We start from the raw sequence: 13,785 nt of genomic DNA, 5'->3' as shown, positions 1-13,785 counted from the left end.
TACCAATTTTAACATTTTCTATTCTTATGTTTTCCGCGAATTCAAGATTTTATCAACCTTTTTATTATAGCAGATGCCATTGTTAAAATCCATGTCCACAATTCTGTCACAAACATTTTTTCCAAACTTATTATTCGCTTTATAAATAATATAAAACGCTTACATTAATTATAATTGAACCTAGTTGACTTTTCCATTATTTTGCTTAACTTTCACTCCTTAAAATTTCGTCTCCTCCTTTTCATTTATTCTGTTATATTTATCACATGCCTCATTTAATTAAACGTATTTATCTTGATTATTCTCTATAGTTTCTACAACAAGTTATACTTCAAACATAGACTTTCTCTACAATCTACTATTCCAGTAACGGAAGAATAAAAATAGATAGAAAAATATACTGTCTATAGTCGCATTAACTACTAGTTCCAGTATATTTTTCTACCCTGTTGAAAATACTAATTTCCCAGTATTTCTTGTAACTTCCCTTTTACCTTTTCATTTACCTTTTTCGCATCTTTTTTTATTTCATCTACGACCTGGCTCCATTTTGACGAATTCTCTTTAATAGTGGTTTCTAATTCCTCCGCTTTTTCTTTAATGACTTTTTTCGTTTCTTCCACTTTTTTATTAACATTTCCACTATCTTTATTTGCAAGTCTATCACTTACAGATAAAACATTAAAATTCTCTGGCTCCACATATTGCACAGCTTGGTCCATAATAGTTTTAAAAATAGGTACTACATCTCCCGAACTTTTGCTTGGTAGATAATGTGTATCATCTGTTTTATCATAGCCTAACCACATCGCTCCAACTAAATTAGGAGTATATCCGACAAACCACTGATCCTTCGTACCAGAAATATTACTATTATCCAATTGAGTAGATCCAGTTTTTCCAGCAATTTGGAATCCAGTCACTTTTGCCCCTTGACCTGTTCCTGATTTAATAACATCTAGCAACATTGATGTCATGTCATTGGTAACAGATCTAGAAGTAACTCTTGTTGACGTTGGTTCATAATCGGCAATAACATTGCCTGTCGGTCCAACAATTTTGGTAATCAAATGACTTTCCATTCGAATTCCCTCATTAGGAAAGGCAGAATAAGCACTCGCCATTTGCAATGGAGAAACCCCTCTGGTCATCCCACCTAAAGCTATCCCTAAATATTCATCCTCTTTTTCATAAGGAATACCGAACCGATCAAGTGATTTAAGACCATTCTCCAATCCAATTTTGTCTAATAGCCAGACTGCTGGAACATTTAAGGAGTCTTCTAAGGCTTCATACATCGGAACCTCCCCTTTATATGTCTTCGTGAAGTTCTGTGGTTCGTAATCCCCCTTCTTAAATGGCTTATCTTCTAACATCGAATCAATCTTATAGCCCTTTTCTAAAGCGGGTGTATAAACAGCAAGTGGCTTCATCGTAGATCCTGGTTGTACTCTAATTTGAGTAGCCCGGTTAAAACCTCTGAAAACTTGTTCCCCTCTACCTCCAACTAACCCTCTTACTCCTCCTGTTTCTGGGTCGAGTAATACTGCTCCGCCTTGTGCTGATGTTCCATCAGCACTTCTCGGAAATAAGGAATCCCTAGCAAAGGTTTTTTCTAATGTAGACTGGAGATTTTGGTCCATCTCCGTATAAATTTTATACCCTCTTTTTAAAAGTTCTTCTTGGGTAAGACCGTATTTTTTTATCGCTTCATCGATAACTGCGTCCACATAATATGGATATTCTCTTTCAATAAAAGAGCCTCCCCCATTTTCCAAGACAATTTTTTCATTTACTGCCTGTTGATACTCGTCTTTTGTTATTTGTTTTAAATCTACCATTTTCTTTAGAACAAGATTACGACGATTAACAGCACCATCATAATTGTTATATGGATCTAATGCAGATGGCGCTTGCAATATTCCCGCAAGTAATGCAGCTTCACTTATAGATACATCCTTAATATCTTTATTGAAATATTTCAGTGACGCCTGGCTAATCCCCCATGCTCCACTGCCAAAATAAACATGATTTAAATACATTTGCAAAATTTCTTCTTTTTCATAATGCTTCTCTATTTCTACCGCAAGAAATAATTCTTCTGCTTTTCGCTTATAAGTCTGTTCGGATGTTAACAAAGCGTTCTTTGTTAACTGTTGCGTAATCGTACTTCCTCCACCGGTAATTCTTCCTGCAAAGATATTTTTAAAGAAGGCGCGGCTAATCCCTTTTATATCAAATCCATTATGTTGATAGAAACGTTCATCTTCAATTGAAACAACTGCGGCTGGAACGTATTTAGGTACATCCTTCAATTCGATGCCTTCTGTTCTTTCCGTTCTAATTTGGGTTGCTTCATCCCCATCTTTATCATAAATAATCGTAGCTTGGCTTAATCCAGCCTTTAGCGTACTGACATTTGCTTGTGTTGCTAAATACGTAAAATATAATATCGCTATTAAAACAACTAATAATAAAGCCAAAAGTATAATTTGGGTAAGATGTCTCTTTTTCCAGAAACGTCGAAATCCTTCCCAATATGGTTTTAATCTATCCATCAATTACCTATCCTTTACTTTTACTCATGGAATAATTTCTTCTTTCGGTCTATCCATACATTAGACGTTTATTATCACTTATATGTTGCAAGTATCTATGAAAACTATATTCTCTTTTTTTCTAAATTACAAGAAGGTACTTCGCTCTAATATTACCAAATTTAACTAGAATAGGGATTATTGTTTATACAATCGTTCTTTCGGGAAAAGACCTTATAAAGAATAAAAGGATGTGAGAGATAATGAAAAAAATGTTCAGACGAATGATTACGTGGGGACCTATCATTTATCCCTTCGCTAAAAAACTATGGGAAAAACGCAAACAATCAAAGGTAAATTCTACAACCGCTGCACGTTAATAGTGACCTAAAGTTTGCTAGGCAAAAGGCGCTCGGTCTAGATAGGAATAGACTTAAGAAACATATCTGCCTTATGTTAACTATCAAAAAAATCCAATGTAGCCTTGAAAACACGGCCACATTGGATTTTTCTTTATGCATGAATATTGTTATAAACACGTATAACTTCTGTTACTAGTTCATGATCTTCGCTTAAGCCTGATACTTGAACGAAAGCTGATTGAACTCCCTTTTCCTCCACTAGTTTCTTCAATTCAACAGACTCTTGATCTTCTGGTGTGTAAAAATGAAGAGCGGATGCCATAACTTCTACTAAATGAGCAGGAATTTCATGAAACTCCTTATAATAAGCTAGAGCTGGCGCAACTAAGCGATCGTTACCACTTAATTTTCGTAACGGCGATCTACCTACTCGTTTTACGTCGTCCACAATATAAGCATTTGCAAAACGACCTAAAATTTTATCAATATATTTTTGGTGATCTGCTTCATTAAAATTATATCTAGCTACAAGTACTTTTCCTGTTTCTTGTAAAACATGAAGTACCTTTTCTTTCACACCTTCATGATGGATTGTTTCTGAAATGGTCTCATAGTTCTTGATATTGCCTAAGTATGCTGTTGCAGCATGGCCAGTATTTACAGTAAAAAGCTTTCTTTCAATATAAGCCTGTAAATTACCTACAAAATGAGCTTCGGCAATTTCTGGTTTCTCTCCTTTGATTGCAGTTTCATCTATAACCCACTCATGGAAAGGTTCAACTAGAACGTCTAATAAATTGTCATTTTTCTGGTTTGGCACAATTCTGTCAACAGCAGAATCAGGGAAACCTACATATTCTTCTAACCATGCTGCTTCTTCTTCATTTAAATGCTCTAATACAAACTGCTTAAGGGCACTACTTCCACCTATCATATTTTCACACGCAATCACATTTACAGGTGTTTGATTATTTTTCATACGTGCTTTAATTCCGTCTGCAATCAGTGGTGCAATAAATTTTAAAATGTTTGGACCGATAGCTGTAGTAACAATATCTGCCTGGATAAACCGTTCTACTACTTGTTCAGGATTTATTTTACTATTAATCCCTTTTACATTTTTTACTGTGAACTGCTCTTTTGTTTCATTAGCAAGCAAAACATTGTATTGACCAACACGATTAATTTCATCGATTACTTGCTCGTTAACATCTACAAACGTTATAGCATAATCTGACTGATGCAATAATAAACCAATAAATCCTCGACCAATATTTCCAGCTCCAAAATGAATAGCATTCATAGTATTATTCTACCTCGCTTAAAATTTGGATTATTTCCTCTTCTGATTTCGCAGCAACTAATTTTTCTACATTTTCAATTTCAGAACATACAATAGCAATTTGTGATAATAACTCCAAGTGTTCGCCATCTTTCCCAGCAATACCAATAATAAGTTTTACAATATTACCATCACCGAAATCTACTCCATTTGGCGCTTGAATAACAGATAGTCCAGAGTTTAATACAGCTGTTTTTGCCTCATCTGTACCATGTGGAATTGCTAAGAAATTACCCATATAAGTAGATGAAATTTCTTCTCTTTGTAACATTGCTGGAATATAATCCTCAGATACATAGCCTTGGTCTACTAGAATTTGACCGGCTTTTTTGATCGCTTCCTCTTTACCTGCTACACTGCTGTTTAAAATAATATTTTCCTTTTTTAAAATGCTCATTTTTTATTCCTCCTATTAATTTTACAAATGATGTCTTAAAAACTGGCTGCTAATAAAATTCAATAGTTCTTCTTTATTGCCATTATTGAATAGATCGATACTCCTCTCCGATTCAATAATAGATGCACTTAAAAAACTTAATACTTCCATTACACTTGGACTTGCATTTAATGGTGCGAGTAAAAGTAGGACTCGTTTCACCATTTCATTAGCACCATTCATTGCCCTCAAACTCACCATCTCGGGCAAGTCAATGATATCGAAAGATGGACTTTCAATTTGATTACTACTTGTATGATAGAGTGCTAAATTGGTTTCAGGAATAGCAAGACCACCTATTTCAGCCCTTGCCTCTAGAGCTTCATACACCTCTGTATTACTTAAAATAGAGCCTTGCTGCTTCAATACCTCTAATCCCCTTTTTAAGCTTTCACCTAAACTTACTCCCTCATCCCATATATGCATTTCTTTTAAAACAGTAGATAGAATCTGCGATTTCTCTGTAAACAGAAGAAATGACTGAAAATCCATACATTTTTGTTTAGGAGCTTCTATAACCTTCGCTTCTTTTAAAAGATGACCACTATTCTTCTGCAAATAGCTTTTCACTTCTTCTAAATCTTTATCGCTTAGTATAGGATTAACTACTAAATAATCTCTAGAGATATCCTCCAGTGGGATTGTCGAAAGAATTGCATCATATTCATCAATCGAAATATTCTTTAGCTCAAATACAGAAGCTGTTTTAACTTCTGATAGGCTTGGAATTTGATTGATTATTTTTGCCGCAAGCATTTTCGATGTTCCAATTCCGCTTGAACAGATAATCAATAACTTTAAATCTTTTGTTATTTTTTTATCATTAAGAGCAGATCCAAAGTGCAAGACCAGGTAGCCAATTTCTTCTTCAGGAACATCTCTGTTGACAAGCGTTAGCTCCACTGCTTTTTGTACTACTGCAAACAATTCAGCATAATCCTCTTTTATGTTTTCTAATAAAGGATTGGAGATCCTCATTTTTTGATCCAACCGATATAATGTTGGCTGAAGATGGGCTAACAACCCTTGGAACAAAGAATCACCTAATAATGTCGTATGCAGCAATTTCTCTACATTCGTAATTAAAGTTCTTACTAGCATAGCCACTTCTACATTTTCATCTTTAATACCAACCTTATTATCATAACGAACTTTGGCACCTCTTAAGTGCATCGTAATATAGCCAATTTCCTCTTCTGGAATCACTATATCAAACGTTCGTTCCAATCTCTCAACAATTTGTGTTGCAAACTCAAATTCTTTTGTTTTGGAAAGTTCATTTAAATAGTCTTCCTTAAAGGAGATATTTTCTCCCCGCTGTATTCTTTCCATTGCAAGGGCGATATGAACAACTAACCCAACATATGAACTGTCTGCCAATGGATAAGGCAATTGCTCATTAATATCTTCAATAATATTTTCAATCCGAAGCAACTTCTCCTTTTGAACAAGCCCTAAAAGCCGTTCAGATATAGAGTCAATTTTATTGCTAGACTTCTTCTGAATATTTTCCTTTACCATTTTAAGAAACTCTGGTACATCGAATCGATCAGAAATAAGACTGCGAATTGCTTTCCTTTTATCTTCTTCTGTTCCAACTAGTTCAATCCCGTAACCTCTTTTTCGCAGTAATCGCAGATTAAATTTTTCAATAGTTGGTTCTAACTTATCTAAATCATTGCTTACGGTAGCAGTAGTTACCCCAAGCTCCTTTGCTAACGAAAACAGCTTAATCGGTTCTTGATGATCTAGTAAAGTACACAAAGCAACAAGGATTCGTTCATCTGGAGTGTACTCTACATAATCCTGTTTTAATATAGATACCCTTAATTGGTAAATATCATTAGGGTTACCAATGATTTTTACCCCAACTCCCGCTTTCTTATTCAATTTAAGATGGAAGCCTTCTAGAATATCTTCTATATTTTTCAAATCCCGATGAATGGTTCTTTCGCTGACATTTACATGCTCAGCAATCCCTTTAATCGTCATTTCTTCTTCTATATTTTCTAATAATATTTGTAAAATAATTCTTTCACGAGCGGAAATAATCATAGCTTATCTCCTTAATTCCCTGACATAATTTAATTATAGAACTACTAAATACACTTATTCAAACAGTTTTAAACATATTTTTTTCAACTTTATTGTTGTCAATTTTAATTTAGGGTTCCCTATCTCCCTCTATAAATACTGAAAAGTAAATACTTTCATTTACACTTGGGTAGATTAAATAGAAATCTTTTAAATGACTTTGTTCTTTACAGCTATATGTGCAAGTATCAACAGAAAAAACCGCCGGCCAGAGTTGGCCGACAGCTTGTTAATAAGCATAAGCTTATTTCAATTTCTCAACAATTTCATCATATTTAGGGCTGTTCATGAAGTTCTCAACAGAAACATGCTGTGCAGCTGGTAATTTTTCTACTGCTCTTGCTGTTAAATCTTTATGTGTAATAACAAGATCTGCATCACTTGGAAGATTTGCAATAGATGTATTTGTTACATCTACTCCTTCAATTCCTGCCTTTTTCACTTTATTACGCATAATAGATGCACCCATCGCACTTGAACCCATACCTGCATCACATGCGAAGATTATTTTCTTCACATTTTTATAATCAAATTCTGTTGCTTCAGAAGTTGCAGTAGTTGCAGTAATTGCACTTGCTACTGAACTCTTTTTCCCTTTTAAAGCTTCCATTTTTTCTGTTGCTGCATTAATATCTTCTTCTTTTTCTTTACTTGTTTTCAAGATGATAGCTGCAATTACGAAAGAAATAATAGTCGCAACAATAACACCAGCAATTACACCTAAATGTTGTCCTTTTGGCGCCATTGCCATTAATGCAATGATACTACCAGGAGACGGTGTAGCAACTAAACCTGAATTGAATAATGTAAAGGTGAATACTCCACCCATACCGCCACCGATAACAGCTAATAATAACATTGGCTTCATTAAGATGTATGGGAAGTAAATTTCATGAATCCCACCTAAGAAATGAATAATTACTGCACCAGGTGCTGTTTGTTTTGACGTACCTTTACCAAATAAGCAATAAGCTAATAATACCCCTAGACCAGGTCCTGGGTTTGTTTCTAATAAGAATAAAATCGATTTACCAACTTCTTTCGCTTGCTCTACTCCAATTGGACCTAGAACACCTTGGTTAATCGCATTGTTTAAGAATAATACTTTTGCCGGCTCAATGAAAATACTTGCAAGAGGCAATAATTTTGCATCTACAATCCATTGTACTCCACTTGATAAAATGCTACTTAAACCTTCAACAATTGGACCTACATATAGAAAACCAATAATTGCAATAATTGCTCCAAGAATACCTGCTGAGAAGTTGTTTACTAGCATTTCAAATCCAGCTTTAATTTTCCCTCTAAATAAGTCATCCACTTTTTTGATTAAGAAACCACCAAGTGGACCCATTACCATTGCTCCAAGGAACATTGGGATATCTGCTCCAACGACTACACCCATTGTAGCAATCGCACCGACTACACCACCACGTTCAGCATATACCATTTTACCGCCTGTATAACCAATTAATAATGGTAATAAATAAGTGATCATCGGACCAACTAGTTCCGCCAACTTCGCATTAGGAGTCCAACCTGTTTCAATAAATAAGGCTGTAATTAACCCCCAAGCTATAAATGCTCCAATATTCGGCATAATCATGCCGCTCAAATGACTACCAAAACGCTGTATTTTTACACGAAAACCATTTTTATTTTCGTTTGACATCTTTTTTTACCTCCTTTTATTTCATACTTTCATAATAAAGCGTTTACAGAATTATAACAATTTAAAGTAAACACACTTTTGACAGACACACTGCTGACACAATTAAATTAATTTAATTGATAAAATTCAATAAAATCAGTATTCGACTTCGAACCCTTTTTTAAAATGCCACTAAAACACCTATCTATACACAATTCCAAACAAAAAAGAAGGGGTTTCCCCCTTCTTTTTATTGCACTTCTACTACACTTACATCCTTCATAACTTCAATAAAGTGTATATGATGTTCTTCAATATTTTTAATTTTAAAGATATATCCTTCTTCTTCTAATATATCTCCTTCAACTGCTTCGAAATTATTAGTCAAGAACCATCCGCCAATTGTATCCACTTCATCTTCAGATAAATGGGTCCCTAAAAGGTCATTAACTTCGCTAATCAATACTTTCCCATTAAGGATATAATGATTATCTTTAATTTTACGAATGTCAGAAATTTCATCCTCATCAAATTCATCTCTGATGTCGCCGACAATTTCCTCTAATATATCTTCTGCTGTAACAATCCCTGAAGTACCACCGTATTCATCAAGCAAAATCGCCATATGTGTGCGTTCCTTTTGCATTTTTATTAGTAATTCACGGATAGGAACTGTTTCAATCACACGGATAATCGGTTTCATGTATTCCTCTAGTTGAATCTCTTGTTTGTTTTGAATAGTCGCTGTTAGAAATTCGCGAATGTTAATTAACCCGATCACATTATCCTTATCTCCATTCACTAATGGATAGCGCGTATAATTCTCTTCTTCTAAAATAGCCATTATTTCATCAAACGTATTGTCCACACTGATAGTAACCATTTCTGTTCTTGGTACCATGATTTCTTTTGCAATTCGTTCATCAAATTCAAAAATATTATTTACATATGCTAATTCATTTTTATTGATTTCACCGCTTTTATAGCTTTCTGACATTAAAATTCTTAACTCTTCTTCCGAGTGAGCAAGTTCATGTTCTGACGCTGGCTTTAATCCAAAGATACTTGTCAAAAGTCGTGCCGATCCATTCAACAGCCAAATAAAAGGATATAATAGTCGATAGAACCAAATAATTGGCGTTGCAAAGGTTAAGGATATTAATTCCGCTTTTTGAATAGCAACCGTTTTTGGAGCAAGTTCTCCGACAACGACATGCAAAAAAGTTACAAGTAAAAAAGAAATAATAAAGGCAATCAAGTGCGAGAGCGCATTCCCAATAGATAAACGAACAAATAGCGGCTCTAAAATTTCTGCGAAAGTAGATTCCCCAATCCAACCTAGACCTAACGCTGTAACTGTTATCCCTAATTGACAGGCAGATAAATATTCATCTAAATGGGTCGTTACTTTTTTTGCTGCTAACGCACCTTTTTTTCCTTCAGCAACTAACTGATCAATTCTTGAACTCCTGACTTTTACGATTGCAAACTCTGTTGCAACGAAAAAAGCAGTTAATGCAATTAATATCACGAATAAAATCAAATTAAAAATTTCCAATAAGTAGCCCGTAAAGGGGCTTACACCTCCTGATTAATAAAAGCCACGCGCGGCATTTCTCCTATACAAAGAAAGAGACGCTGTTGCTTGTAAAATTACTACTTCAATCATATAAATAAATGCATCCTATAAAGTGAAACTTCCATCAGTAGGGGTTTTCCTTCCTCCCCCACTGATGGTCAGTTAAACCAATCGGACCTTTCCGGACAGTTGATCTCCCACCGTATTCTCATAAGCTTATGGTTGAGTCTTACTGTCCGTTAAGAGTGGGATAAATTACAGTTAATTTAGCAAAAGCAACAGTGCTTGTATTAAAGAAATACTTTCATGAGATATAGTATTTCTTACTTCCTTTTTTTTATGATGGTCCTGAATATCAACTGTTGTAAGCATCTGATGGATTTTTTCATTAAGATCCTTCATATTTGTTTTTAATTCTTCGATATCAAAGGAGTTCATTTTATGCTTATTTAATTGTTCCTTAATTTCCTCGAGCGATAGTTTTCTCTTTTTAAATTCCTCTATCGTTTTAATTTGTTCAATCTGCTCTTCGCTATAGTAACGATAATTTGTTTGAGAACGTTCTGCTTGAAGAAGACCAAGGTTTGTATAATAATCAATGGTTCTTTTCGTTACACCTGTAACTTTTGCCAAATCACCAATTCTTAATTTCACAGCCCCATCGCTTCTCCTCCTAACCATAACGTTTTAGTTTTACTTCCTAATTATATAAGTCAATGGAGGAAAGATTCAAGCAAAAAACTTCCTATCTAGAATGCCTCTTTTTTTCTTCTTGCTAAATTTTCGAAAATGTCGGCTTTTTTATATTATTAAAATTCAATTTAGGTTAAAATATAGGAAGAAAGATAGAAAAGAGAAAATATATCAAAAAAGGGGAAATGGAGTGGAAACAATTATCAATTTTCTTACAAGTAAAAGTGTAAAAAGGTTTTTCATCTTTGCTTTCATTATTCTGGGTATCTACGCCCTTAGAAGCATGATTAATTTAATGCTTTTTACCTTTATCCTTTCATTTTTAATGGACCGGATGGAAAAAATTATCTCTAAGCGTATTCATGTAAAACGAAACGTTATAGTTAGCATCCTCTATCTAATAACGATCGGATTACTTTCCTATAGTTTTATTAAATATTTACCAATGCTAGTGGAAGAAATAACGGCATTAGTTAGACAGTTAATGGACTTTTACTCCCGTCCACATGATAATGCTGTCTTAAATTATATTGTTTCCATTATTCAAGAAAGACAAATTAACAGCTATTTGGAACAAGGACTAGGCATTGTAGTCAAATATTTTTCCAGCATTAGCTCGATAAGTATACAATTCATATTAGCTATTATCTTAAGCTTCTTCTTCCTTTTAGAGAAGCCTCGACTGATCAAATATAGAGAAAACTTTCGAACAAGTAAAATAGCACCTTTTTATAATGAAATTGAATTTTTCGGCAAAAAATTTGTTTTAACGTTTGGAAAAGTGCTAGAAGCTCAAGTTATTATTGCTTTAGTGAACTGTATTTTAACGACAATCGGATTATGGATTCTTGATTTCCCTCAATTACTAGGCTTGTCTCTTATGGTATTTGTTCTTGGTCTTATTCCAGTGGCAGGAGTTATTATCTCCCTAATACCATTGTTGACGATTGGATACACCATTGGAGGCTATACCTATATTATTATTTTAATAATATTCATTTGTATAATCCATGCTATCGAGGCTTATATACTAAATCCAAAATTAATGTCCTCTAAAACAAATTTACCAGTGTTTTTCACTTTTATTGTCCTTATCTTCTCTGAGCACTTCTTTGGAGTATGGGGATTAATCATCGGGATACCGGTATTCGTTTTTCTTTTAGATATCCTCCAGGTTCAGAGTATGAATCCTAATAACAAAAAAGAAATAATAAAAGAATAGACCAGCTATAAAAAAACTGGGCATTAATAATATTAAAGGCAGGTTGAATACACTTTTCGTGTATCCAACCTGCTTTTCGTTTTTCGCTAATGTATTTCGTCTTAGTATTTTAATACTGCACCAGTATTTGCAGATGTAACAAGTTTGGAATAGCGAGCTAAATAGCCGCTTTTCACTTTCGATTCAAAACCTTTCCATTCTGCTTTTCTTTGCTCCCACTCTTCCTCTGGAACAATAACATCCATTGTTCGATTTTCGATGTCGATTATAACATGATCGCCATCTTTTACGAATGCCAACGGTCCTCCCTCTGCTGCTTCTGGTGAAGCATGTCCGATAGAAATACCACGTGAAGCTCCTGAAAAGCGCCCATCTGTTACAAGCGCAACTTTTGGACCGAGACCCATTCCAACAATTTGAGAAGTAGGTGCCAGCATTTCCGGCATACCAGGTCCCCCTTTTGGTCCCTCATAGCGAATGATAACAACATGACCTTCCTTTACCTTCCCTTTTACTAATCCCTCTAATACTTCATCTTGTGAATTAAATACGATAGCTGGTCCTTCATGTCGTTGAATTCCATCTTGGACACCACCCGTTTTAATAATCGCACCTTGAGGGGCTAGATTACCAAACAATACGGCTAATCCCCCTGTTTGCGTATGCGGATCATCAATCGGGCGAATAACACCGTAATCTTTCACTTTACATCCAGCAATATTCTCTCCAAGTGTTTTCCCAGAAACCGTTATTGTATCTAAATGAAGGGCTCCTTCTTTTTTAGATAATTCATATAGAGCCGCTGAAACACCGCCTGCTTCATGCAGATCTTCAATATGTACATCAGATGAAGGGGCTAACTTAGATAAATGAGGCACGCGTGATGCTACTTCATTAATCCTTTCAAGTGGATATTCTACACCTGCTTCATGGGCTAATGCCAATGTATGAAGTACCGTATTTGTTGATCCCCCTAATGCCATATCCAACGCAAATGCATTATCAATTGCTTTTTCTGTGACAATATCTCTTGGTTTAATATCGTCTTTTATTAATTGCATCAGCTGTTTAGCAGATTTTTTTACAAACTCTCTTCTTTCTGGAGCAACAGCAAGAATTGTCCCATTTCCAGGCAACGCAAGACCAAGTGCTTCAGCTAAACAGTTCATGGAATTCGCCGTAAACATTCCCGAACAGGAACCACATGTCGGACAGCCAAATTGTTCTAATTCTCTTAGACCGCTTTCATCAATTTTACCAGATTGATAGGCTCCTACCCCTTCAAACACAGATGATAAAGATATCTTTCTACCATCACTAGTAACTCCAGCCTTCATCGGGCCACCACTGACAAAGATAGTAGGAATATTTAAGCGTAAGGACGCCATCATCATTCCTGGTGTTATTTTGTCACAGTTTGGAATACAAACCATCCCATCAAACCAGTGTGCTGCCACTACCGTTTCAATGGAATCGGCAATGATTTCACGGCTTGGCAAAGAATAGCGCATTCCAATATGTCCCATCGCAATACCATCGTCCACGCCAATTGTATTCATTTCAAATGGCACGCCACCTGCTTCTCGTATCGCATCTTTTACGATTTTTCCAAATTCCTGTAAGTGTACATGACCTGGAACAATATCAATATATGAATTAACTACAGCGATAAACGGTTTGTCAAAATCCTCCTCTTTCACACCAGCAGCACGTAGTAAGCTTCTATGTGGCGCTCGATCGAATCCCTTCTTTATCATATTACTTCTCAATTGTGTCACTTCTACCCCTCCAATTATCCGACTAAATCGAAAAATCTGTATATTTAAACTTTTACCTATTGTAACACTATGATAGTAAAATTGGTATAAT

9 protein-coding genes are annotated in these 13,785 nt (G+C 35.1%); 1 reads left to right on the top strand and 8 read right to left on the bottom strand.

The genetic code is table 11. The features are described 5' to 3' along the window. Nucleotides 1-458 precede the first annotated feature (458 nt). The 7 genes from HHU08_RS02240 to HHU08_RS02210 all read right to left on the bottom strand — a co-directional run bounded on the left by HHU08_RS02240 (nt 459) and on the right by HHU08_RS02210 (nt 10,655). On the bottom strand, nt 459-2,558 hold the full coding sequence (locus HHU08_RS02240; RefSeq protein ID WP_169189592.1) for a PBP1A family penicillin-binding protein: 2,100 nt from the start codon (nt 2,556-2,558) through the stop codon (nt 459-461). 492 nt (nt 2,559-3,050) lie between these two features. Further along, nucleotides 3,051-4,202 (bottom strand): mannitol-1-phosphate 5-dehydrogenase, encoded by a 1,152-nt coding sequence (locus HHU08_RS02235; protein ID WP_169187724.1) that lies wholly within the window; start codon nt 4,200-4,202, stop codon nt 3,051-3,053. A 4-nt stretch (nt 4,203-4,206) separates the two neighbouring features. After that, complete coding sequence (locus HHU08_RS02230) at nt 4,207-4,638, bottom strand: PTS sugar transporter subunit IIA (protein ID WP_016201299.1); 432 nt, start codon at nt 4,636-4,638, stop codon at nt 4,207-4,209. A gap of 21 nt (nt 4,639-4,659) precedes the next feature. Beyond that, complete coding sequence (locus HHU08_RS02225; RefSeq protein ID WP_169187723.1) at nt 4,660-6,732, bottom strand: BglG family transcription antiterminator; 2,073 nt, start codon at nt 6,730-6,732, stop codon at nt 4,660-4,662. Nucleotides 6,733-7,015: 283 nt separating this feature from the next. Further along, complete coding sequence (locus tag HHU08_RS02220; RefSeq protein WP_016201301.1) at nt 7,016-8,443, bottom strand: PTS mannitol transporter subunit IICB; 1,428 nt, start codon at nt 8,441-8,443, stop codon at nt 7,016-7,018. Nucleotides 8,444-8,672: 229 nt separating this feature from the next. Further along, complete coding sequence (locus HHU08_RS02215; RefSeq protein ID WP_040342621.1) at nt 8,673-9,980, bottom strand: hemolysin family protein; 1,308 nt, start codon at nt 9,978-9,980, stop codon at nt 8,673-8,675. Between the two features lie 282 nt (nt 9,981-10,262). After that, entirely contained in the window at nt 10,263-10,655 is a 393-nt protein-coding gene (locus tag HHU08_RS02210; protein ID WP_016201303.1) for a MerR family transcriptional regulator, read from the bottom strand. A gap of 229 nt (nt 10,656-10,884) precedes the next feature. On the opposite strand from HHU08_RS02210, the gene HHU08_RS02205 reads away from it, so the two are divergent. Then, nucleotides 10,885-11,916: an AI-2E family transporter gene (locus HHU08_RS02205; protein ID WP_016201304.1), complete on the top strand. Its 1,032-nt coding sequence runs from the start codon at nt 10,885-10,887 to the stop codon at nt 11,914-11,916. A 101-nt stretch (nt 11,917-12,017) separates the two neighbouring features. Here HHU08_RS02205 and ilvD read toward each other — a convergent pair whose 3' ends face one another. Next, complete coding sequence (gene ilvD, locus HHU08_RS02200; RefSeq protein ID WP_101729058.1) at nt 12,018-13,694, bottom strand: dihydroxy-acid dehydratase; 1,677 nt, start codon at nt 13,692-13,694, stop codon at nt 12,018-12,020. Nucleotides 13,695-13,785 lie beyond the last annotated feature (91 nt).

This window comes from Niallia alba (genome assembly GCF_012933555.1).
In the GTDB taxonomy this organism is placed as follows: Bacteria; Bacillota; Bacilli; order Bacillales; family Cytobacillaceae; genus Niallia; species Niallia alba.
This window is presented reverse-complemented; position numbering and strand designations above follow the sequence as displayed.